Raw genomic sequence first — 23,179 nt, 5'->3', positions numbered from 1 at the left:
GGCGTGCGAATTCGCACACTTTGCGGGCGAAAATGCACGGAACTCTAAGTTGGTGTAAAGTATAATTGTCTGATAAACAGAAAGGTATGTGTTTGGCACAAGCTGTGTCCAAGCCTTGGCACAAGAACTAAAACTACATAAATGCGCAGCAAACTGTCAAATAACTTATCTCTAAAACTATGCTAAGGAATTACTTTAAAATCGCTTACAGGAGCCTCTTTAAACACAAAGCGTTTTCCTTTATCAATATTGCCGGTTTGGCACTTGGCGTTACGGCTTGCCTTTTAATAGGCTTGTTTGTTTACGACGAACTGCAATACGACAAGTTTATACCGGAGGGGGATCGGGTATACCGTGTTTACAACGATATGTCGGCCCGTGAGGAAGGATCGCTTGTGTTGCCTGTGCCTCCGATGTATGGCACTACACTGGAACAGAGTTTTCCGCAGGTGGAGACTGTGGTGCGTATACTCATGATGCAATTTGATGCGAATAACCTGGTAGAGGTAGGAGACAAGCGCATGTATGAGAAAGGCCGCACATTTTCTGATCCCGGCTTCTTTGAGGTGTTTCAGTTACCTTTCAAATATGGCTCACCGGAGAAAGCCTTGGTTGATCCCTCTTCCATAGTAATCTCGGATGAGTTTGCAGCACGGGTGTTTGGCGACGTAGATCCGGTTGGTAAGAAAGTATCAGTTAACAAACTGCCTTACATTGTAAAAGGTGTGTTTAGCACGGACAACAAATTTCATTTACCGGTTAATTTCGTTATGCCCATGGCTGCTGCAGAGCTACCTCCGGAGCGTATGAAAAAATGGGGTTGGCAGCAGTTTTATACTTATGTTAAACTGAAAGAAGGAGCTAGTGCTGAAACTGTGCAGAGTAAGTTGAGGGAAATTGTTGGCAAACAAATAGACGAAGATCATAACAAACCATTTGACTATAAGCCTGTGCTGCAGCCCCTGAACGAGGTGTATCTTTATTCAGCCGGCTTTAAGTTTGACCAAAGCATAAAGGGCAACATTACCTATGTGAAGGCCTTAAGTATAATAGCCATATTTATACTGCTGATTGCCTGCTTTAACTTTGTGAACCTGGCTACGGCTAAGTCTATGAAGCGAGCGAAGGAGGTGGGGGTAAGAAAGGCAATAGGTGCCAGCAGAAGCCAACTGGTAACACAGTTCTTGAGCGAAACCCTGATGCTTACTCTTATCAGTGTAATTTTTGCAACCGCACTTACGTCATTGCTATTACCATCGCTTAACTCCTTTACAGATAAGGAAATGAGCTTCAATATTTTTACAAATCCCTCGCTGCTTTTACTGCTGCTGCTACTTACTTTGATTGTTGGACTTTTGGCTGGCTTTTATCCAGCGCTGGTACTCTCTGGTTTTAAACCTGTTAAAGTACTTAAAAGTGCAGTGGTGGTAGACAGTAGAGTGGGCCGCATCCAATGGTTGCGACATGGCCTTATCGTGGTGCAGTTTGCCCTGTCCATCTTTCTGATCATCTGCGCATTTATAGTTTTCAGGCAAGTATCCTTCCTGCACAACAAAGACCTAGGCTTTAACAAAGACCAGATCATGTTCTTCCAGATGCGAGGCGAGAATATGTTTGGCAATTACGAAACGTTTAAAAATGAATTAGGAAAGGTTCCGGGAGTAAAAAGCGTGTCAATTGGCTATGGCTTTCCGGGAGATGCCACTGCCGGCGACAGGATCATAGCAGAAAGTGAAGGGGAGCAAGTGAATTACAATGTCTCACAACTAATGGTTGACTATGACTACATAAATACCTTGGATGTGAAAGTGCTGGCAGGGAGACCTTTCTCTAAAGAGTATACAACAGACACCGAGCATGCCTTCATGATCAACGAGACTGCTGTGAAGGATTTAGGATTTGGTACTCCTGAAAATGCGCTTGGCAAGCCCTTAAAGTGGCAGGTATGGAATGATGTAAACCCAGACTCGCTTAAAGAAGGAAAAATCATAGGTGTAGTAAAGGATTTTCACTTCAAAAGCCTCTACGAGAAAGTAGATCCAACGGTGTTGCAGATTTTCCCGAACGCTTATTGGAAAGTTGCTGTAAAAATCGATGGCTCTAATGTGTCTGGAACAATAGACGACGTAACTGCGGTGTGGGACAAATTTGCTCCGGATTACCCGATCGAGTATATCTTTATGGATGACAACTTTGAAAAAATGTACAAGGCAGAAGACAAATTAAGAACACTGCTCTGGATATTTACAGGTATCGCCATCTTTATTGCCTGCCTTGGATTGTTTGGTTTGGCTGCATATGCTGCAGAGCGCAGAAAGAAAGAGATTGGAATACGCAAAGTGTTAGGCGCTGAAAATTCTACCATTGTGGCCCTGCTTTCGAAAGAGTTTCTGCTGCTGATTATTGTGGCTACTCTGATTGCCTTCCCGCTAGCCTGGTATGCTATGTATGCGTGGCTGCAGAACTTTGCTTACCGAATTGATATTCCGTTCTGGGTATTTATAGTAGCAGGAGTAGTGGCAGCCCTTATTGCCTTTATCACTATCAGTTACCAGGCACTGAAAGCGGCGCGGGTAAACCCGGTGCTAAACCTGAGGTTCGAGTAGATAAGTATAAATTAAAAGCAGTACCGCCAACGCAAGGACAGCCATTTAGGCATCCTGTGTTGGCGGTACTGCTTTATAGCATCCATTTTGGTTAATGGATTTTCAATCTATTAACACGTACGGATGAGGCTATTTCAGTACTACCCGCTTCGTAACCCGCTGCCTGTCTATGTTTATTACCAACGCATAAATACCAGCAGGTAACTTGTCGCGGTTTATCGTAATAGTGTGGTTGCCGGCTTCGTATCTCTTTTGCACAGCACGACCTCTCACTTTTCCATCTATAGCTACTAACTCAACTTTCACTAGTGAATTTCTCTTCAGCTTCAGGTCCAGGTAAACAACACGCGTAGCAGGATTAGGGTATACTTTGAGCACGCTTTCACGGGCAATATTCCGGATAGACGCTACATTCCCCACTGTCGCCACATTGCTCAACTCACTCTCCAGATTGCCAGCATTAAGTTCTGTTACAACCCAATAAGAAGCATTTGGGGGAACATCCGCAGCAGCCATGGTAAAAGATTCTGCAACCTCTAAAGCACGAACCGAGCCATCCTGTATTTCGGCTATACTTGTAGGAGGGGTAGCAGAAGTATAAAGCACATATCTTTTATGGGTATCTGAGTTAGCAGGATTGCGCTGCCATGTAAACTCTATGTCGCCGGTAGTCTCATTTATTGCAGCGGTTAAAGCTTGTGGTGCGGCAGGTGGGGTGCCGTTTTTCCAGTTCATGGCAGGAGGCGCCGCAGGGTACTTATATGTAGTATTCTGTAGCAATGTGTGAATGTTCAGGGCATTGTCTTTTAAGTTTGTAGCTCTGTAAAGCACATCGCCCAACGCATTTTTATGGCGGTTCTGTCGTGTTATATTGATCTGGTTTGGTACTTCCTGCTCGGAGTAAGTAGTTTTATACAATGCGTGGCCGGCATAAAGGTGTCGCGACGAAGTATAAGCTTTATCAGACCACCACTCCAAGAGTTTGCGGTAATCCTGTGATCCTCCAATAGCCCAATACAACTGCGGAGACAGGTAATCAACATACTGGTTTTCCAGCCAGTTAAGTGCATCGGCGTAGATAGCGCTGTAGGCATCCATACCGGTAATACCTGTAGGGGTTCCGTTTTTCCAAATCCCAAATGGACTCACACCAAAGCGTGCCGTTGGCCTTGCATTTTTTACTGCTTCATTTGCTAGTCGTATTGTCTCGTTTATATTGTGGCGTCGCCAATCGCCTATGCTTGTAAATCCGGTTCCGAATTGGGAGTACGTCTGAGAATCTTCTGTTGTAATACCGGTAAAGTTGTTTTCAGGGTAAGGGTAAAAATAATCGTCAAAGTGAATCCCATCCACCGCATAGTTTTCCGCTATTTCCTGCACCACAGAAGCAATATAGTTTCGAACTTCCGGTATGCCTGGGTTAAGAATTTTCTTTCCTGTAGAAAAGCTTAACAGCCACTCCGGCTTTGCCTTAGACACATGGTTGCTGGCGTAAACAATAGAGGAGGAGGTAGAGGAGTTTACCCTAAAAGGGTTAATCCAAGCATGCAGTTCTAGTCCTCGTTTGTGCGCTTCTTCAATGGCAAATGCCAATGGGTCGTAGCCGGGGTTTACACCCTGCTGTCCCGTCAGAAATCTGGACCAAGGTTCTTTGCCAGAGTTATAAAAAGCGTCGCATTCGGTACGGACCTGTAAGAATACCACATTTAAGTTAGCTTCTTTGATCTTGTCGAAGAGCGTTCTTAGAGCGGTTTTCTGGGTTTCGGCGGAGGCACCTTGTTGTGGCCAGTCTAGGTTACTTACAGTAGCTACCCATACACCTCTGAACTCGCGGTTGGGTAACTCCTGTGCAAACACACTGGTAAGCTGGAGGCAAAGTATAAATAAGATAATAAGGTACTTAGCTTTAAAGCTTAATGCACTGGTTATAAGAGATGTGAATTTCATTTATACTTGTAGGCTTGGCAAGATACGATCGGTGTACTCATTCAGGCTGCAAGTTACTCAGATTTCAATATAGAGTATAGCTCTATACTAATTTATATATTAAATGCGTTTTTCAAGATCACACAGCTCAGTGGTGCATACTTCTCTGAATACTTTCATTATTTTTTAGACGAATATTTGTTACATACTAGTGTGTAATTTGCTGGATAATATTACCTTAGTTCATCTAATCACTATAAAAATTCACTAAAGGAATCTATGAAAAAATATTCTGTATTTGTTAGCTCGCTGGCTATAGCCACCTTGCTGGTTACCACCAGCGCCACCACACCAGATGTTAGCGTAATGCCCACCGCTGTTGCGAGTGCTGCGGCTTCTACGCTGCGCGTAAACACAGAGAATAGCACCATGAAGTGGAATGCCAAAAAGGTAGGAGGAGAGCACTACGGTTCCATCAAACTATCGGAGGGTACACTGCAGGTAAACGGTAATAAATTGGTAGGCGGTAACTTTAACATCGACATGTCAACCATCGTTGTGGAAGACATTACGCGTGCCGAATCTAACAAGCGGCTGACAGATCACCTGAAGTCTGAGGATTTCTTTTCGGTGGAGAAGTTCGGAAAGTCTACATTTAATATCACGAAGGCTGCGCCAATTGCCAAGGCAAAAGCTGGAGGGCCAAACTATATCATTACAGGCGACCTTACAATCAAAGGTATAACCCATCCGGTTACCTTCCCGGCAGTAGTTAAGATCAATGGCAAATCGGCAGAAGCAGAGGCGAAGATTGTAGTGGACCGCATCAAGTATGATATTAAGTACCGCTCAAGCTTTATTGGAACAGCTGCCGACAAAATTATCGATGACACCTTTACACTGGATGTAAAATTGGTGACAGACGGCGGCACACAGGCAGTAGGCAGTAAGTAATATAGTGAGGTAAGCGTAAACCGCTAGCTGTATCTGCTATACTATAACTGAATATTTTTTATGCAGCCTCCGGGATTTAACTCCGGAGGCTATTTTTTTTACCTTTTCCTCCTCGACACTTCCACAAAGAGAACTCCCGAAGTATAAATCAGAATTTCTTTAATGAAAAACGCATTCTAAAATATGCATTTATAAGCTGTTTAGACCCTTTTTGAATTTTTTTTATCATTTTAAATCCTAATCGATTAGGAGACGTACTAATTGATTAGGAATACTACTAATAGATTAGTAGTTTTGGTTAAAGATCAAAGTATATGCAAAAGTTAGGAAAAAGAGAAGAACAGATAATGCAGATTGTCTGGAAGCTGGAAAGAGCCTTCATCAAAGATATTATTGATGAACTTCCCGAGCCGAAACCCCATTACAATACAGTAGCCACGATGGTTAAAATCTTGACAGAGAAAGGTTTTCTGCATGCTGAAAAGCTGGGGAATATCTACCAGTATACTCCCGTGGTCACTTTAGGCGAGTACAGAAAGCAGGATGTGGCCATCATCAAGAAAAAGTACTTCGGTAATTCCTTCTCCCGCATGATCACGCATTTTGCCAAAGAGGAGAACCTGTCGGACGAAGAACTGGATGAGCTGATCAGCATCATCAAATCACAAAAGACAAAATAAAACGAAGCGCCATGATAGTATATCTGCTGAAAGTCTCGATCATCATTGTTATTGCTTTTCTGTTTTACAAAGCCGTATTGCAGCAGGAAAGCTTTTTCACGACCAATCGTTTTTACCTGGTGGGCTGCCTGGTGCTGGCCTTTATACTTCCGTTTGTTTCACTGCCAAAGCTGGTAGACCAGCAGGGGATGCTGGCATCTATACTTCAAACCGACTTTACATCGGAAGTGCTGAGGCAAGAGGCGGAGCCGCTCAATACCACAGCTCTGACGGAACCTGTCATAACAGAGCCTGCTACCGTGCAGCAAACAGAAAGCAGCACCTCTGTTACACCAGGCACTGAAACAGTAGGCGAGACTACAACTAAACAACCGGTACAAGCGCAGAAAGAAACCAGTATAAGCGGATTTGGATTGAGCGGTTGGGTATTCTGGGTGCTGATGCTATACTTCTTCGGGGTTGTAATCTTTTCGCTTAACCTGCTTATCCAGGTTGCCAGCGTGTTATTTAAAGTATACAACAGCCCAGATAAGATTGAAGACGGAGACTGTGTGATTGTTAATACAACCTCGCCTCAGGCACCTTGCTCTTTCTTTAAGTACATTTTCATCTACCCCGACGATTACGACTTTGAGACTTACGAGCAGATAATCGCGCACGAAAAAATACATGTAAGGTTAGGGCACAGTTATGATTTCCTGATTGCTGAGCTGGCTGTAATCATACTTTGGTTTAACCCGCTTATCTGGCTGTTTAAGAAAGAAATTGAGAAAAACGATGAGTACCAGACAGATGCTGTGCTGCTGGATGAGGTACCTGTGAGCAAAGATAAGTACCAGCTCAGTCTGCTGCAGATAGCCACACCACATAAGCCGCTGAGCATTACCACCAACTATAACCAGTCGCTACTAAAACAAAGAATTATGATGATGAATGCTAAAAGATCTACCATGCACCGCTATTGGAAGTATGCTTTTATGGCACCGCTTTTCTTTGGTGCAGTACTTTTGCTAAACGAACCTGCTACAAGCCAGAACATACTTTCGGCAACGCCTGAGGCTGAGGATGCTATTATGCAGGAGCCGTATGCGCCAGGTGTACCAGATGCTACCCCTGCACCGGATGCACCTGCTGTTACAGTACCACCTGTTACTGATGCTGGAGATCAGCAGGAGCAGACAACCAGCGGAAGAGAAACAGTTGGGCCGCTGAGAGAGCCAATTGGAAAACCAAGAGAAATTTTAGGCGCACCGCGTGGCCCGATAGGAGTGCCAGGAGAGATAGCAGGTACTCCTAAAAAGCAAGGCATCAATATTTTCCGTGGCGCTGAAGCGGATATGTCGGAAGGTTACTGGTATAGCCACACGGAGAACGGGCAGTACTGCATAGAGTTTAGAGGAAGCCAGAATGCGTCCAGGTGGAACATTAACAGATGCTTTAATAAGTCTCAGTTCCAGAAGAAAAGCGCCGATACCTTTGTAATGATAAAGGAAACCGGTACGCTGCAACTTACTGGCAAACTAGATGATGAGGTAAGCCAGGGCAAGTATACATTTAAGGAAGACGCCTCCTTTAAAAACTACCTCGACACCAAAAACATCACAAGCAGCGACAAGAACCTGATGTTCCACTTGTTCTTGAGCGATGTAGATAAAAAGTATGTTGAATTCTTGAAGAAACAGAACGATGACCTTACCGGCCAACGCCTGCTGGAATTTGCCATCCATGGGATAACGGAGCCGGTGTATAAAAACTATTTAGACCTGTACCAGAAGTATAGCAACAGAAAACCTACCATGCAGGAAGTATTGGAAGCTAAAATTCACGGCATTACCCAGAAGTATGTGCAGGAAGTTCAGGCGATGGGATATAAGGACCTGAGCATGAAGAAAATGATGGAGGCCAAGATACACGGTGTAAGTGCCAGTTATGCAGAGAGCCTTAAAAAAGCTGGCTTTGACAACCTGCCAATTGATAAAGTGATTGAGGCCAGGATCCATGGTATAACTCCAGCCGCCATAAAAGATCTGCAGTCACTTGGCTTCGGAGACTTAAGCCTTTCTAAAATGATAGAGCTAAAGATACACGGTGTAAATGCTGCTTATGTAAAAGAACTGCAAGGTGCAGGCTTTAAAAACTTAACCTTAGACCAGGTGCTCGAGGCAAGAATTCATAGGCTGAGTGCTGCTTCTATCAAGGACCTCAGATCGCTAGGTTTTAAAGACATGGATTTCAAGGATCTGATCAGTGCCAAAATTCATCGTGTAGATGCTGCTTATGTAGAGGATCTCAGAAAAGCAGGGTTCAAAGACATCAGCGTGGACAAGGCAATCGAAGCCAAAATCCATAAGATAAACGGTGCATTTATTGAACAGGCTCGTCAGAAAGGCTATAACTTCAGCAGCATCGATAAATACATTGCGCTAAAGATCCATGGCATGGCCATTGAGTCTTTAAAGGATTAAATTATAACCCACCCAAATGATGTCCGGATATCCTTTGGGTGGGAATATTACCACGAATATAACAAAGGCTGTTTTATAGCATTGGTTTATACTTTTCAATTAATAAACAGTCATTACAAGCCGCTTTACATTCTATTCTCTTTTTAATGCACCCTTTTGGCGTGTACTATGTGGTTATGCTTTGGCTCTTTAAACAAGCCAAAAATTTAAGTATAAATATTCTAGAGCATGTGCAGCTATAACAGAAGTTAACCGTCTTTAGCTGGCAGTATGTTATAATCACTAACCTTATCACAGATTTAATTATTGTACTATGAAAAAAAGACTCCTCTTTTTGCTGGGACTACTATGCCTTTTACTTATCACTTCGGTAGCAATTTTAGCACAGGATACACCTTCGCCGGCTGGTGCTCAGGGTACAGGTAAAATAACAGGTGTGCTTACAGATTCGCTAACTGGCAAGCCGCTGGAATACGCTACGGTGGCATTGCTGTCCAACGGCTCTACACAGGCAACTGATGGCACACTATCCGGTGAAAATGGCCGCTTTGCTTTTACCAATGTTGCCTATGGCTCTTATGAGATCACATTCAGTTTTATAGGCTACAATACCAAAACAGTAAAACAGATTTCTGTTACAGCAGCCAAGCCGGATGTAGCTTTAGGAACTATCAAACTGGGTATGGCATCTACAAACCTGAAGGAGGTAAAAGTGGAGACGCTGCGGCCAACCATTACCCAGGAAGCTGATAAGATGGTGGTAAGTATAGAAGGTACTGCCTTGGCGGCAGGCAGAACCGCGTTTGATGTGCTGGCCACTTCGCCGGGTGTATTCGTGGATCATGATGGAAACATACAGCTTAACGGCAGGGCAGGAGTAACCGTCATGCTCGATGGTAAACTTACCTACCTGTCGGCACGTGACCTGAGAAACTTGCTGGAAGGTATGGCTGCGGAGAACATCAAGAACATCGAGATCATCACCAACCCATCCGCAAAGTATGATGCAGAAGGATCCTCTGGAATTCTGAACATCAACCTGAAAAAGAACACGGTGCAGGGCATGAATGGCAGCGCCTATGCCGGAGGCTCTTACAATGGCAAGCAATATGGTTACTCTGCAGGTGGCAACTTAAGCTATAAGAAAGGCCCCTGGAATTCGTTTGTGATCATGGATGTGGCTAGAAGAGTGGGCGGACGCGAAGCAACATTTACGAGGGTATTTAAAGGCGCAGAGGAAGACGTATACTTTGACCAGGTAGCAACAGGTAACTTTGTCGCGCAAGGGCCACCGTCCGTTAGGGCAGGCACAGACTATAGCTTTAACGATAAACATAGCGTAGGAGGCATGGCCTATTATGTAACTAACTACCTCGAGAGTGACTTTTTAACAGATACGTACATCGGCAATGCGCCAAACCAACCAAACCTGTATGTAGAAGCAAACAACTACAATAACAACCGCTTTAGAAACTTTACCTCAAACCTGCATTACCTGGGTAAGCTCGACACGCTGGGTACAACCCTGTCTGCAGACATAGACTTTGTGAAAATCAGAAATAAGGGAGAAGCTAATTTCTACAACTACTACACAGACCTTACATCAGAGAACCCGATCGTGCAGGATTTCCTGTACACCAACACCCCGAACGGCTTTGATATTTATGCTGCAAAAGTAGACTTTGCCACTACGCTTGCCAAAGGCCGAAAGCTGGAGTTGGGAGCCAAAGCCAGCCGCGTTATTTCAGACAACGATTCCCGGTTCTACTTCAACAACAGCGAAGTGCCTATACTTGATACCAGGCGCACTAACTATTTTGTGTATGATGAAAACATTTATGCTGCCTATGCCAATTTGAAGGGTAACATCGGCAAACAGCTAAGTGTGCAGGTTGGCCTTCGTGCTGAGCAAACAGTATCAGAGGGTGAGTTAAGAACAACGGGGCAGAAGAATGACCGCAGTTACCTGGATTTTTTCCCGAGCCTTTTTGTACAGCAGGAGGTAAACGAAAACTACCAGATAAATTACAACTATAGTCGCCGTATTCAGCGCCCTAACTATGGGAACCTGAACCCTTTCTTCTCTTACCGCGACCCTTATACTTATTGGCAGGGTAATCCAAACCTGAGGTCGCAGTACACGCACTCGATCGGGGTAACGCAGGTGTTCAAAAAGACATATAACCTGGTGCTCAATTACCAGCTGAACAAAGACGTAATTGCTGAGTTACCGGCCATCGATCCCGCTACAGCAACTACGATTTATTACATAGGAAACGTTGACGACTCTAAAAGTATGAGCTTAACAGGTATCGTGCCGGTTAAGATTATGAAGAAGTGGGACTCCAACAATACAATTCTGTTGTCTTACAGCGAGTTTAACATGGTGGTTAACAATGAGCCTGTGCTCAATGAGCAGTTTTTTTACATGTTTCAATCAAACCAGAACATTGCATTACCTAAAAACTTCAAGCTTGAGTTAAACGGCACCTACTATGGACCATCAGCATATGCTTTGTATGAAGTTGAGCCACGCTGGTGGGTAAATCTTGGTATCAAGAAAAGCTTTATGGAGGATAAGCTGGACCTGAGCCTGAATTTCAACGACATCTTCAAGACCCAACGTATTGTTCTGGCAGCGAAGGTTGGTGAAGGTAACATTAATGATTTTGACCAGTACTTTAGGCAACGCAGTGTAAATGCGACGCTACGCTACAGGTTCAGCAAAGGTGCAAAGGTAGATGAACGACGCCGCACAAACCTGGAAGAGCTTAACCGAACAGGAAATTAAAACCACTACTATTATTACCAATCTACCAATTAAAAAGCGGCCTCTGTTTTTGCAGAGGCCGCTTTTTAATTTATACTTTCAAACTTACTCAAGACGTTGCAGGTTTATACTTGAAGAGGGTTGGTTAGCGTTTTGGTGTTATTTTCCAAAGCTCCCCGTTTGCTTGGTCTGTAACAATATACAGTGCGCCATCCGGCCCTTGCCTTACGTCCCGGATTCGTTGTCCGCGATCCGTTAGCAGGTGCTCTTCTCCGGTTACACGTCCGTTTTCTATTTGCAGCCTTACCAGTCTTTGCTCTTTAAGTGCGCCTACAAACAGATTCCCTTTCCAAGCAGGAAAAGCATTACCGGTGTAGAACTGCGCGCCTGATGGAGCTATCACAGGGTCCCAGTAGTATACCGGGTCAACAAAGCCTTCGCGGGTTGTAACAGAATTAGGTATGGGTTTGCCTGAATACTCTTCACCAAAACTCACCAATGGCCAACCATAATTCTTACCCTTTTCAACAAGGTTAACTTCATCGCCTCCTTGTGGTCCATGATCCACTATCCAAAAGTTACCCTCAGAGTCAAAAGCAGATGCTTGTACGTTTCGGTGCCCGACAGACCAGATTTCAGGCAATGCGCCGGCCTGCCCCACAAAAGGGTTGTCATTAGGCACACTGCCATCTGGTGCGATGCGTATGGTCTTGCCCATATGGCTGTCCATTTGTTGTGCCTGCGGTCTTATTTCAAGCACAGAGCGTTCTCCCAAAGTAATATACAGCATGCCATCTGGTCCAAAGGCAAGTCTGGAGCCAAAGTGCATGGTGCCATCGTATGCAGGCTTTGCCTGGAAAATCACTTTCACCTGGCTTAGGCTTTTACGGTCATCAGAAAGTACACCCCGTGCTACACTTGTAGCATTGCCGTTTCCGCGAGGCTCAGAAAAACTCCAGAAAATGGTTCTGTCTGAAGCAAAGTTAGGGCTAAGTGCTACGTCCAGTAAGCCGCCCTGGCCGCGGTCATCTACCTTAGGTACGCCGCTTATAGGTTGTCCAATTTCACCGGCAGCTGTTACGATACGCATACTGCCAGATTTCTCAGTTATAAGTAAATCCCCGTTTGGAAGCGGCTCAACTGCCCAAGGTTTGTTAAGTCCTTTTGTTACTACAGACACATCAAATGCGGCGTCAGAAGTAATAGCACATGCTCTGGTTTGTCCTTCGAAGGTGGGTTTCTGTTCGGGTACATTGGCTTCTCTCGTCTCAAGCGGGTTACAGCTTTCCTGCGGCGTTTCGCTTGGGGCCTGTGCCTGTCCGCCTTCTTCTTGCGTGGCGGCACGCTGGTTACAAGAGGCCGTGCCTAATGCTAGGAGTATGGCTGCCGATACAATAGTTATCTTCAAATTCATGGTCGTGTTTTTTTTATGCTTTCTATACATTAAGCGCCAATAGGTGCAGAATTAAGAGTTATGTATACTTATATTCTACTTGTAACTCATACAGTACACCTTTGTTTTTGCGTTGAATAGGATTATCTACTGACATTCGCATAAGTATGTTTTAAGTTGTAGGGCAGAGGCTTGCAAACAAACAATACTCAGTAAACGGTTAAACAATCGCCCTTGAACATACTGTTTATTACCAGAGATTGTGAGATAGTATCTTTACATCTTAATCAGTTTTTCTAACGCAAGAAATTGTAGCCTCTAGCACCCCTGAAACTATTCCAAACCAAATGCGAAACACTAAGGATAGGGAGCTACTTATCTTGTACTAGAATTAGATATTAATACCGAATCCATATGAAAACAATCTCACTTAATCAGTATAACTCCACTTTTCGCATAGAAGGTGATGAAGACACCAGGAGCCTGACCATTGCCAGCGTAACGGTAAACAATGCAACTGACAACGGGGCAGTGTTAAAGCTAACTGTACTAGATGAAAAAGATATTCCTATTTACAATAAGTTACTAAAGCCGGAGGAAGTTGAAGAAAAGGATTTGATTAAGGTTGGCGAACGTTTCGTTTTTTACGATCATCTTTCTGTCCGTGTAGAGGGGGAGCAACCAGGAACAGCTTTTTCAGTGATAGTGCATTATAAATGATTGGGTTTGAATTGTTAGAAATGAAACACTCATATTTGCTGATGCTATTGTATTGCCTGTAAGCTGAAACACCTGGCTTTGCTATCCAATTTTTATTTTATTCCTATCTTAGCTCTATGAAGCTAAAAGGTAAGCAGTATTATATCCGTAAATCTCACCGTTATTTAGGTCTTATACTTGGTGTTCAGTTCCTGTTCTGGACGCTTGGAGGATTATACTTCAGCTGGAACGATATTGACGAAGTACACGGGGACCATCTTCGCAAAGAGAAGCGGAATTTCTCGGCATCTTTGAACATGGTTTCGCCACAGGTGGTGCTGGATAACCTAAAGGCAAAGGGCCAGGTCGATTCTGTGCTGTCGGTGCAGTTAATTGAGATCGATGGTATGCCTACTTACCAGGTGCGATATTTCTCCGGAGACATAGATCATGCTGAGCATGCAGCAGGAGGGCACAGGCCTGGCCATACTTCCAATATAAAAGTGCAGCTGGCAAATGCCGAGACTGGAAATTTCGTTTCACCGCTCTCTGAAGAGATGGCTGTAACCGTTGCTAAACGGCAAATGGCAGATCCGATAAAAGTAGAGAAGGTGGAGTACCTGACAGAGGTTGGTTCGCACCACGAGTACCGCGAAAAGCCGTTGCCTGCCTGGGCTGTTTCCTTTAGTCAGCCGGATAAGTGTACAGTGTATGTTTCAGCAGATCTAGGCACCTTCCAGGCAATTCGTCATGACCAGTGGCGTGTGTTTGATTTCTTCTGGATGCTACACACCATGGATTATGCCGGCAGAGACAATTTTGGGAATATACTGTTGCGTGCTTTCTCTATCTTTGGCCTGTTAACCATACTTTCGGGTTTCGTGCTATACTACGTTTCGTCTCCTTCGGTGAGGAAGGTGAGAAAGAGAGTGCAGAAAGTATAAAATAGCCCATAATCTCCATTTAGAACTTACATATACATGATGAAAAGAACAAGAATAGCAGGCGCTGCCTTAGCAGTTGCCTTATGCACCTTTGCAGCCTGCACCAGTACCAGCCAGGAGGAGCAACAGCAGGAGGTGGTTACATCTGAAGTACAGGAAGAAGCACCTGAGGTACAGGTGGCACAGCAGGACACGATCAAAGGCAGCATACCTTCTGAGGCGACAGGAAATATAGGCGATGCCAACCTGAATATAAAGTACCATGCACCAGGCGTGAAAGGACGTATCATCTGGGGTGGTCTTGTTCCTTACAACCAGGTTTGGGTAACGGGGGCGCATATGGCTACCTCTCTTGAAACAGATAAAGCCTTGTTGGTAGACGGCAAAGAGTTGCCAGCGGGTAAGTATGCGCTGTTTACCATTCCAGGTGAGGCAGAGTGGACGGTTATCATCAATAAAGACTGGGAGCAGCACCTGGCCGATAAGTATACAGAACAAAAAGATGTGTTAAGGGTACAGGTTAAACCAGAGGACCTGGCACAGCACCAGGAGCGGCTAAAGTATGAGGTGGTGGAACAGCAAGGAAATGAGGGTGCTATTAAAATCTCATGGGAGAAAAAAGGTGTGACAGTGCCTGTTAAAACGAAGTAAAGTATAAAGTTAAAAACAGGAAAGGCGGCCAGTAAATCTGGCCGCCTTTCCTGTTTATGTGTGTTATTATGGCACCATAAGTTTAGGAAATACCCGCAGGTATACCTGTCCGCTTAATGGCAATTTGCCATAATATGGGTGTAATTGGCTGTCGGGCCTGAACAGGCTAAGCTGGGCTCCCAGGTTAAAATTAACAGTACCTATCTCAAAAACCTGCCTGTTTGCGCCAACTGTTAAGGCATTTACACCCAGCACCTCATCATGGCCAAAAGCTTCTTCTTCAAAACCTAGTTCTTCTGCTGATTTTTGAATAAACTCATACCGGCTATATACGGAAAACCTGTCGTTTTGCAGACTCGCCTCAAGTAAAAAAGAATGTTCTTTGTGGTGTGCATCCACGTAGTTAAAGCCCCAGTTTGCAGAACCAGTAAAGAAGCGGTTGTCACCTGCCAGTTTTTTTCCATACAGCGCAGAAGCCGTGGAGCGGTACACGTCTTCGTCTGGCTCATTTACCTCCGGGCTTTTTACAAACGACGTTGATGCCTGCAAACTCCACTGTGATGATGGATTAAAAGTAAGCCGCAGGGCACGGGAGTCGAAACGGGGCTTGTCAAAGTCATAGCGTTCTTCATCAGGCTCACGGCCGGTAAAAGATGAGCCCTCAAGTTTAAAGTTGTGGTACCGGAAGCCAAGCGTTGCCACACCAAAGGTGATGTGGGTGGCATCCTGCCAGTGGTGGCCCAATGGGGAATCAGGATTGTTGAGCGCCGAAGGCCGGTGCATAAAAGCTACGTTGCTGATAGCAGGTTCGCCTGGGTAACCCAAGTATAAAAATACGTCTGCATCTTCCGAAAGCATATGGGTATAGCCAATCGATAGTTCACTGAAAAGATCGTGTGGGTGCTGGCGGTCAATCAAAGGCTTATCATTGAACGTCTCGCCGGTCTGGAAGAGGAGCGGATAGCCATTGCCACCAACAGTGATGGGGTCTAAGGAAATCATGGTGCTGAACCGGAAAAGACCACGTTCTCCGACCAGGCGCTGCCCCATAAACATGAACCAATTGGGCACATCAAACTGGCTGTCGCCACGATTGCCGCTTTCAAAAATGTCCTGGTTGTTATATCGGGCAAATATATTGTAATGCAGCATAAACATCCAATCACCGCTGTGGAACATGTTCCCGTACATCGGCGATTCGTCTGGCAACCAGCCGGTGCCGGATGCATTCCGGTTCATGGGCAGATTGCGTGAGAATGCATGAGACATGGGGGAGGAGCCATGATGCATATCGCCGTGCTGCATGCTATGCTGTTTATGTTTGGTGGTATCCTGAGGTTGCTTTTGTTTTTGATGGTGTTCGTGCTGCGCTGCAGCTGTAGTTGCGCACAGTAAAATAAGCACGAACCCTAAGTATAGCTTTTTCTTCATAGTTTAGATTATTAATGAGCAGCCTCAGGCTTACCAGTTTGCCACATCCGGGAAAACAGTTTAACGGTTCATCCTGCGTTGCATCTGCTGCAGACAGTTTGCGTCTACCATGCCCTGCTGTTGCATGTGTTGCATCATGTTGCGCATCATAGGTTGATGCTGCAGCATCGTTTGTGCCATAGTGTTACAGGCTGCTGTGTCTGTTTCACATAGTTTCATCATTTCCTGCATACGTGCCTGCATCTGTTGCCGGTTCATACCACCCATACGCATGGTATCTCCCATCATTCCACCCTGCATCATACCGCCTCGTCCCATGGGGCCGCTCATGTTACGTTCACGCATCATTTCCATCATTTCGTTGCGCATTTCCTCGTTATCCAGTATAGCCATATACATCTCCTGGCGTTCGCTTTCATTCTGGAGCACTTCCTGAACGTCATCATCGCTTTCCTGGCAGGCCAGCAAGCCTGTTAGCAGGATAATAGTTACATTAAGAACTGTCTTTTTCATAGTTATTTGGTTTAGGTAAAGTATAGCTTCCTTAAAGTTTTACGAGGTTTGTTTGATTTCCCTTCGAAGCAGCTGGGCATTAATAGCCACGATCACGGTACTCAAGCTCATCAGTGCAGCGCCTACGGCAGGGGAGATCATGATGCCCTACTGGTACAAAACGCCTGCGGCCAGCGGTAGGGCTATCACGTTATAGCCGGTTGCCCATACCAGGTTCTGGATCATTTTTTTGTAGGTAGCTTTGCCGAAAAGTATAAGTGAGGCAATGTCCTGTGGGTTGTTGTTCACAAGTATAATATCGGCTGTTTCGGCGGCCACGTCTGTACCAGAACCAACGGCAATGCCCACATCGGCTTGGGCCAGGGCAGGGGCGTCGTTCACGCCGTCGCCTGTCATGGCTACAAACTCATCCTGTGCCTGCAGCTCCTTTACCTTTTCCTGTTTTTGGTGCGGCAGTACATTAGCTAGGTAGCCATCCATCTGTAGTTGGTCGCTCACACTTTTGGCTACACGTTCATTGTCGCCTGTCAGCAGCAGGTTCTTGATGCCGTTCTTCTTCAGCACGCGTATGGCTTCTGGCGATTCAGGCCGTATCTGGTCGCGCATGGTAATGTACCCGACTGGCTTTCCTTCTATCAATGCGTAAACCACTGTTTCCACGCCTTCTTCTGCTGCGCTGGAAGGCACAGCTATGTTAAACTCCCTGATAAAGTTCGGGCCTACAACCTTTACATCTTTGCCCTCTACCATACCTTCCAGCCCTTTTCCGGGGAGGTAATTAAAGGATTCTGAAGTTGGTATGGTTATCCCTTCTTCTTTTACTCTTCTAAGTATACTTTGCGAGATAAAGTGTTCTGAATTCTGTTCCACGCCGGCGGCAAGGCGCAGCATTTCCCGTTCATCCATAGCTTCGTCAAATGCAACCACAGCGGCTATCTCATGAGAGCCCTGGGTAAGCGTCCCTGTTTTGTCGAAGATGATGGTGGTGATCTTGCGTGAATTCTCAAAAGCGGTTCTATTCCGGATCAGCAGGCCATTATTTGCAGAAACTGCCGTGGAAATTGCTATTACCAGTGGAATAGCCAGGCCCAAGGCATGCGGACAGGATATCACCATAACGGTAACCATGCGCTCCAAGGAAAAGGCAAAATCCTGGCCCAGCAGCAGCCAAACAGCTAAGGTGCCAAAACCAGCGGTAAGAGCTATGTACGTCAGCCATTTGGCAGCCCGGTCTGCCAGGCGCTGCGTTTCAGATTTTGTCTTCTGCGCCTCCTGCACCAGGTTGATCACCTTGTTCAGGTAGCTCTCTTTGCCGGTATGCTCCACCCGTACCCTAAGTGAACCGTTGCCATTAATTGAGCCGCCAATCACACTATCGCCTTTCAGTTTCTTTACTGGTTTGCTCTCACCGGTTAGCATACTTTCGTTCAGGTGGCTCTCGCCATCTTCCACAGTGCCATCGGCGGGTACTTTCTCCCCGGGTTTTACCAGGATCAGGTCGTTTTTTTGCAGCTCTTCAATTCGTACAGGTACAGCTTCTCCATCCTTTATCAGCAGTGCTACTGCCGGCATCATACTTACCAGCAACTCCAAAGCTTTGGAGGCTCCAAGCACCGAGCGCATCTCGATCCAATGGCCCAGCAGCATGATCACGATCAGGGTAGCCAGCTCCCAGAAAAAGTCCATGCCCGGCAACCCGAATGCTACGGCAGAACTATAAAGGTAGGCTACTGTAATGGCAACACCGATCAGTGTCATCATCCCCGGCGTTCCTTTTTTCACTTCTTCCAACAGCCCTGTCAGGAATGGCCATCCTCCATAAAAGTAGATGACGCTGGATAGGACAAAGGCAATGAACATGTTATAGGGTATGGCAAGGGAGTAGCCCAGGATGTGCTGCACCATCGGGCTGATGATGATGACCGGAATGGATAATGCAAGCGAGATCCAGAAGCGCTTCTTAAAGTCTTCGATCATCATGCGGTGATGGTCGTGGCCGTGCTCCTGGTGAGGTGGGCGGCCGCTGGTGTCGTGGTGCATTGCTTCTGAGTGGCCGTGTAAGGCTTTCTCTTCCAGCCGTTCCTCTACCTGGTCAGCTTTTGCTTCTGCTTTTCCTTTGGGGCTGTGGTCATGGTGACTGTGCTTGTGCTTGTGCTCCATGGTGTGCTTAGATAAGGAGTATGGCCGGACTGCTTCCGCTACTTGTCTCTTAGTTCTATACCTCTAAACGAAAAGCTGCGCAGTAAAGATTACTGCGCAGCTTTTAGAGCATCCAAAGCTATACTTTAGTGTGCATGGCCTGTTTCGAGGTACTGCCCCTTTGGTCCAATACCCTCTAAGTATACAAGCTGGGCACCGTAGTGTCCTGCCATGGAAACCGTATAAGCAGCACCTGCCAACACAACTGCTACCAAGGCAACGCTCCAGCGCCTGCTTTTAAAAAGGAATTGGCTGAGCAATTGTGCCATTAAGGCTGCGCCAGCAAGGTAGATGGTCCAATCAGCGTAAAAATCATGCTGCTCGAGTACCAGCTCAGCATGGGCCGTTAATCCGGTGGTATGCGGATGATCCAAGTAAGTAACATAAAAAGCAAGCGTAAACCCGACCAATACCGTAAGGGTTGTGATCCAATCGAGTTCTTTTCGCAGAAAAATAACGTTGGCCAGTTGTATCGCAGCAGCCACCAGCAGCAGCACGATTGGGAAGTGCACAAACAACGGGTGCCGGTTGGGAAAATCATCAAGTGAGGCATGTACGGTTGCTGGTGACTTTTCGTGCTGTGCATGTTCCGCAGCTGTTATTTCTGCTTGTTCAAGTATAATTGTATCCTGCGCCGCAGCAGCTGTATCTGACGATACCTCCTCTTCCTTCTTTGTTTTTTTGTCATGTTTCTCGCCGCCGTGCGCAAAGGAGGCGGTTGGGTTAAGCAGGGCAATACTTAATAGCAGTGTACTTAAAGCAATGTATTTGTTAATTCTTCGGATCATGAGAAGAGAAATTCAGGTGTTGAACCTGCTATACTTTTTGGGTCGTTTCTATGGTTACTGGTTACCGATTAGCATACCCTTGTAGGAGTGGTTGTATAAGAAAGTATAGTCACTCAAAGTGCATCTTTAAAACTTATACCGCTAACTGGTGGTAAAAATACAAATATAAGGAAGTGTCGATTGAATTTAGTTTGCAGAAATCATCCCTCTACTTAAGATTTAAGAACGCTGTATTAAACCTACCTATACTATGGAAAAAGACCAGCAAGAGCAGAGCAAAGACAACCAACACCAGCAGGGTGGCATGGGCATGCGTGGCGTAACTCGGCCTATGGCGGAGAAGCAGATGCGTGAGCACAATAAAGAAATGCATGGCGGAGATGATGACAATAACGGAAAGGGCAAAGACCATGACATGAAAATGGACCCTGAGATGCGCAAGAAGATGCTGCACATGCACCACATGCAAACACTGTGGGTGTATTGGATGATCATTATACTTGGGTTTTGGGTGCTGCTTTCTCCGCTTACCTTTGACTATAACATCGGTACGGTGCAGCCATCAGGAGGCAGAAGCGTGTGGCTTGACCTGGATCAACGTATCGCGTTCATGAAGTGGAGCGATATCATCAGCGGCGCTCTGCTCATCTTCTTCGGGTGGCGCGGCCTTACACCTAACCGGCCAGTCAGCCTATGGATCTGCTGTTTTGTGGGCATTTGGCTTACCATGGCTCCTATACTTTTCTGGTCGCCTTCTGCGGTTGCTTACCTCAACGATACCATGGTGGGTGCCCTGATCATAGCGCTTACGATACTCATACCTGGCATGCCCAATATGCTCATGTATATGGAGATGGGCCCAAAGGTACCACCGGGATGGAGTTACAACCCCAGTAGCTGGCCACAGCGCTGGATCATGATGGTGCTTGGCTTTTTTGGTTGGGTAGTTTCACGCTACCTGGCTGCTTTCCAACTTGGCTACATCGACTCCGTCTGGGACCCATTCTTCGGTAACCAAAGCGAGCAGGTACTGAATTCTAACATGTCCCACTCCCTGCCAATTTCTGATGCTGGTTTGGGCGCCATTGCTTATACTTTTGAGTTTCTGATGGGTTGGATGGGTAGCCCTGCCCGTTGGCGAACCATGCCTTGGATGGTGGCTATATTTGGTATACTGGTAATTCCGCTTGGGCTGGTGCATATTTTCCTGGTTATCTCGCAGCCTATTGTAGTGGGTGCATGGTGTACGTTCTGTCTATTGGCTGCTGCCATTATGCTACCCATGATACCGCTGGAGGTAGATGAGGTAATTGCTATGATACAGTTCGTGAAAAAGAAGATGAAGAAAGGTGAGAAGTTCTGGAAACTGTTCTGGAAAGGCGGCACTATTGAGGGTGGCGAGAAAGAAGAAAAAGCTCCTGAGTTGATGAAATTCCCGGAAGAGCCAGGTAAAGTGTACGCAGCCTCTATTTGGGGCATGAGCTTTCCTTGGACGCTGGTAGTAGCCACTTTGCTGGGTGTTGCCATGGTATTTGCACCGGGTGTATTTGGTGTACCCATTCAAGACACCGTAGCGGATGTACTGCACCTGGCGGGTTCTTTGGTAGTAGTGGTGTCGGTGATATGTATGGGAGAACCTATGCGTTTAGGGCGTTACCTGAACGTGCTGCTAGGCTTGGTGGCGGCTGGTGTTCCGTGGTTTCTGGATGGGCCAACGGCGCTAAACATCACTGGTCTTGTACTAGGCTTGGCTGTGGCTGCACTCGCCATACCGTTAGGGCCGAAAACACAAAGCTATGCCGGTTGGGATGAGTACATCAAGTAAAACCAAACAGCAGCAGGAAGTGCTTTCGGATGAAGAGCTGATAGAGCAGGCACGTGATCTGCTGCACCGCAACATGATAAGCGGAGAACGTGCAGGCTTCAACTACCACTTCACCAAACCGTCTCCCGAAACGTACCCTTTCCAGTATTTCTGGGATACCTGTTTCCATGTGTTCACGCTAGTAGCGCTGGGCGAGGTAGACATGGCTAAAAAACACATGCAGAGCCTGTTTGAGATGCAACTCCACGATGGCTTTGTTGGGCACATGAACTACTGGAAGCGGCTATGGCCAGGCCGGGTAACCGACTTGCTTCAGCTAAGACCAAAAGACATCCTGCATTTGTACAAGCCGCACATGTCGGCACTGGTACAGCCACCCCTGGCTGCGCAGGCTGTGTGGTGCATATACAAAGCAGACAAAGACATAGCATTTGTAAAGGAGATGTTGCCCAAGCTGAAGAAGTACTACAAATGGCTGGCTGCAAACAGGGACTTTGAAGGGAAGGGGCTGCTGTCCATTATCTCACCTTTCGAATCGGGCATGGACTGGAAAGCAAGCTATGATCCGGTGCTAGGCTACAAAGGGAAAGCAGGCCCGCTGCTGTTCTGGAAAGTACTACAGGTAGATGCTTTTAACTTTTCTAAAAACTACAACCTCCCAAAGATCTATAATAGCAACAGATTTATTGTGAAAGATGTCGGGTTTAACACCATATATGCACAGAACCTGGTGGCACTGTCAGAACTGTGCGCTGTAGTTGCTGATTCGGAGGAACGTCACTTTAAGGAGCAGGCTGGTTTAACTGAAAATAGTATCCTGCAGTTTATGTATGATAAGCAGGATGCTGCCTTTTATGATCTGTATGGCCACCATTATAAGAAGCTGAAAGTGCGCACCGGAACCATCTTTTTCCCGGTTGTGCTTAAAAGTGTGCCAAAGGAAATATGCCAGCAGGTGCTGGATCGGCATCTGCTGCATAAAGATGGCTTTCATGTGCCTTTTCCTGTTCCTTCGCTGGCCACAAACGAGCCGGCATTTAATCCTGATGAGTCAGTCTATATCTGGCGTGGCCCTACCTGGGTGTTGTTCAATTGGTTTATACAGGCGCATCTGCTGGAGAAAGATTACACGGAAGAAGCTTCCAAACTGCTGCAAAGTATAAAACAGCTCATCAGCAAAAGCGGGTTCAGGGAGTACTACAACCCCTTCACCGGCGAAGGCAACGGGGCACAGGACTTTACCTGGTCAGGACTTGTTGTAGACATGATCAAAAGGCAGCAGGAACAGGAGGACAAGCCACTAAAGCAAGATTAGAAGTATAGTTTAATTCGTGA

General features: G+C 46.0%; 15 protein-coding genes and 1 pseudogene. 10 read left to right on the top strand and 6 right to left on the bottom strand.

The features are described 5' to 3' along the window. The first annotated feature begins 179 nt into the window (after positions 1 to 179). Complete coding sequence (locus tag H8S84_RS03585; protein WP_187065887.1) at positions 180 to 2,606, top strand: ABC transporter permease; 2,427 nt, start codon at positions 180 to 182, stop codon at positions 2,604 to 2,606. Positions 2,607 to 2,735: 129 nt separating this feature from the next. On the opposite strand, the gene H8S84_RS03580 is transcribed toward H8S84_RS03585, so the two are convergent. After that, a complete protein-coding gene (locus H8S84_RS03580; RefSeq protein WP_187065886.1) occupies positions 2,736 to 4,553 on the bottom strand; it encodes a family 10 glycosylhydrolase in 1,818 nt (605 codons plus the stop codon). 258 nt (positions 4,554 to 4,811) lie between these two features. Here H8S84_RS03580 and H8S84_RS03575 point away from each other — a divergent pair, with 258 nt between their 5' ends. The 4 genes from H8S84_RS03575 (at position 4,812) to H8S84_RS03560 (ending at position 11,422) form a co-directional block, all read left to right on the top strand. Beyond that, positions 4,812 to 5,486 carry a YceI family protein gene (locus H8S84_RS03575; protein WP_187065885.1) on the top strand — a complete coding sequence of 225 codons (675 nt, stop codon included), beginning with the start codon at positions 4,812 to 4,814 and terminating at the stop codon, positions 5,484 to 5,486. A gap of 314 nt (positions 5,487 to 5,800) precedes the next feature. Continuing rightward, positions 5,801 to 6,166, top strand: a complete 366-nt coding sequence (locus tag H8S84_RS03570) for a BlaI/MecI/CopY family transcriptional regulator (RefSeq protein ID WP_187065884.1) — start codon at positions 5,801 to 5,803, stop codon at positions 6,164 to 6,166. An 11-nt stretch (positions 6,167 to 6,177) separates the two neighbouring features. After that, positions 6,178 to 8,631: a M56 family metallopeptidase gene (locus H8S84_RS03565; protein WP_187065883.1), complete on the top strand. Its 2,454-nt coding sequence runs from the start codon at positions 6,178 to 6,180 to the stop codon at positions 8,629 to 8,631. 313 nt (positions 8,632 to 8,944) lie between these two features. Further along, on the top strand, positions 8,945 to 11,422 hold the full coding sequence (locus tag H8S84_RS03560; RefSeq protein WP_187065882.1) for an outer membrane beta-barrel family protein: 2,478 nt from the start codon (positions 8,945 to 8,947) through the stop codon (positions 11,420 to 11,422). A 124-nt stretch (positions 11,423 to 11,546) separates the two neighbouring features. Here the strand turns inward: H8S84_RS03560 and H8S84_RS03555 are convergent, their stop codons facing one another. Further along, complete coding sequence (locus tag H8S84_RS03555; protein WP_187065881.1) at positions 11,547 to 12,815, bottom strand: PQQ-dependent sugar dehydrogenase; 1,269 nt, start codon at positions 12,813 to 12,815, stop codon at positions 11,547 to 11,549. A 393-nt stretch (positions 12,816 to 13,208) separates the two neighbouring features. Between H8S84_RS03555 and H8S84_RS03550 the strand changes: the two genes are divergently transcribed. The 3 genes from H8S84_RS03550 to H8S84_RS03540 all read left to right on the top strand — a co-directional run bounded on the left by H8S84_RS03550 (position 13,209) and on the right by H8S84_RS03540 (position 15,088). Next, positions 13,209 to 13,514, top strand: coding sequence for a hypothetical protein (locus H8S84_RS03550; protein WP_187065880.1), 306 nt, complete (start codon positions 13,209 to 13,211; stop codon positions 13,512 to 13,514). 116 nt (positions 13,515 to 13,630) lie between these two features. After that, positions 13,631 to 14,437: a PepSY domain-containing protein gene (locus tag H8S84_RS03545; RefSeq protein WP_187065879.1), complete on the top strand. Its 807-nt coding sequence runs from the start codon at positions 13,631 to 13,633 to the stop codon at positions 14,435 to 14,437. A gap of 36 nt (positions 14,438 to 14,473) precedes the next feature. Then, complete coding sequence (locus H8S84_RS03540; protein ID WP_187065878.1) at positions 14,474 to 15,088, top strand: DUF2911 domain-containing protein; 615 nt, start codon at positions 14,474 to 14,476, stop codon at positions 15,086 to 15,088. Between the two features lie 66 nt (positions 15,089 to 15,154). On the opposite strand, the gene H8S84_RS03535 is transcribed toward H8S84_RS03540, so the two are convergent. From H8S84_RS03535 to H8S84_RS03520, 4 genes and pseudogenes are all read right to left on the bottom strand, one after another. After that, positions 15,155 to 16,519, bottom strand: coding sequence for a hypothetical protein (locus H8S84_RS03535; RefSeq protein WP_187065877.1), 1,365 nt, complete (start codon positions 16,517 to 16,519; stop codon positions 15,155 to 15,157). Positions 16,520 to 16,579: 60 nt separating this feature from the next. Beyond that, the gene (locus H8S84_RS03530; protein ID WP_187065876.1) at positions 16,580 to 17,032 is read right to left on the bottom strand and encodes a hypothetical protein; all 453 of its coding nucleotides are present in this window, start codon (positions 17,030 to 17,032) and stop codon (positions 16,580 to 16,582) included. A 39-nt stretch (positions 17,033 to 17,071) separates the two neighbouring features. Beyond that, positions 17,072 to 19,192: pseudogene (locus H8S84_RS03525) on the bottom strand (copper-translocating P-type ATPase). Positions 19,193 to 19,317: 125 nt separating this feature from the next. After that, positions 19,318 to 20,019, bottom strand: coding sequence for a hypothetical protein (locus H8S84_RS03520; protein ID WP_187065875.1), 702 nt, complete (start codon positions 20,017 to 20,019; stop codon positions 19,318 to 19,320). A gap of 250 nt (positions 20,020 to 20,269) precedes the next feature. Here H8S84_RS03520 and H8S84_RS03515 point away from each other — a divergent pair, with 250 nt between their 5' ends. After that, on the top strand, positions 20,270 to 21,844 hold the full coding sequence (locus tag H8S84_RS03515; RefSeq protein ID WP_187065874.1) for a vitamin K epoxide reductase family protein: 1,575 nt from the start codon (positions 20,270 to 20,272) through the stop codon (positions 21,842 to 21,844). Then, a complete protein-coding gene (locus H8S84_RS03510) occupies positions 21,828 to 23,159 on the top strand; it encodes an amylo-alpha-1,6-glucosidase (RefSeq protein ID WP_187065873.1) in 1,332 nt (443 codons plus the stop codon). Before H8S84_RS03515 ends, H8S84_RS03510 begins: the two co-directional genes overlap by 17 nt. The last annotated feature ends 20 nt before the right edge of the window (positions 23,160 to 23,179 follow it).

It is taken from the genome of Pontibacter cellulosilyticus (assembly GCF_014306105.1).
Lineage (GTDB): Bacteria > Bacteroidota > Bacteroidia > Cytophagales > Hymenobacteraceae > Pontibacter > Pontibacter cellulosilyticus.
This window is presented reverse-complemented; position numbering and strand designations above follow the sequence as displayed.

Coding starts and splice junctions, on each gene's coding strand:
- H8S84_RS03535 (WP_187065877.1), bottom strand. CDS start 16,519: ATGAAGAAAAAGCTATACTTAGGGTTCGTGCTTATTTTACTGTGCGCA.
- H8S84_RS03570 (WP_187065884.1), top strand. CDS start 5,801: ATGCAAAAGTTAGGAAAAAGAGAAGAACAGATAATGCAGATTGTCTGG.
- H8S84_RS03510 (WP_187065873.1), top strand. CDS start 21,828: ATGAGTACATCAAGTAAAACCAAACAGCAGCAGGAAGTGCTTTCGGAT.
- H8S84_RS03550 (WP_187065880.1), top strand. CDS start 13,209: ATGAAAACAATCTCACTTAATCAGTATAACTCCACTTTTCGCATAGAA.
- H8S84_RS03530 (WP_187065876.1), bottom strand. CDS start 17,032: ATGAAAAAGACAGTTCTTAATGTAACTATTATCCTGCTAACAGGCTTG.
- H8S84_RS03540 (WP_187065878.1), top strand. CDS start 14,474: ATGATGAAAAGAACAAGAATAGCAGGCGCTGCCTTAGCAGTTGCCTTA.
- H8S84_RS03565 (WP_187065883.1), top strand. CDS start 6,178: ATGATAGTATATCTGCTGAAAGTCTCGATCATCATTGTTATTGCTTTT.
- H8S84_RS03560 (WP_187065882.1), top strand. CDS start 8,945: ATGAAAAAAAGACTCCTCTTTTTGCTGGGACTACTATGCCTTTTACTT.
- H8S84_RS03555 (WP_187065881.1), bottom strand. CDS start 12,815: ATGAATTTGAAGATAACTATTGTATCGGCAGCCATACTCCTAGCATTA.
- H8S84_RS03585 (WP_187065887.1), top strand. CDS start 180: ATGCTAAGGAATTACTTTAAAATCGCTTACAGGAGCCTCTTTAAACAC.
- H8S84_RS03520 (WP_187065875.1), bottom strand. CDS start 20,019: ATGATCCGAAGAATTAACAAATACATTGCTTTAAGTACACTGCTATTA.
- H8S84_RS03545 (WP_187065879.1), top strand. CDS start 13,631: ATGAAGCTAAAAGGTAAGCAGTATTATATCCGTAAATCTCACCGTTAT.
- H8S84_RS03575 (WP_187065885.1), top strand. CDS start 4,812: ATGAAAAAATATTCTGTATTTGTTAGCTCGCTGGCTATAGCCACCTTG.
- H8S84_RS03515 (WP_187065874.1), top strand. CDS start 20,270: ATGGAAAAAGACCAGCAAGAGCAGAGCAAAGACAACCAACACCAGCAG.
- H8S84_RS03580 (WP_187065886.1), bottom strand. CDS start 4,553: ATGAAATTCACATCTCTTATAACCAGTGCATTAAGCTTTAAAGCTAAG.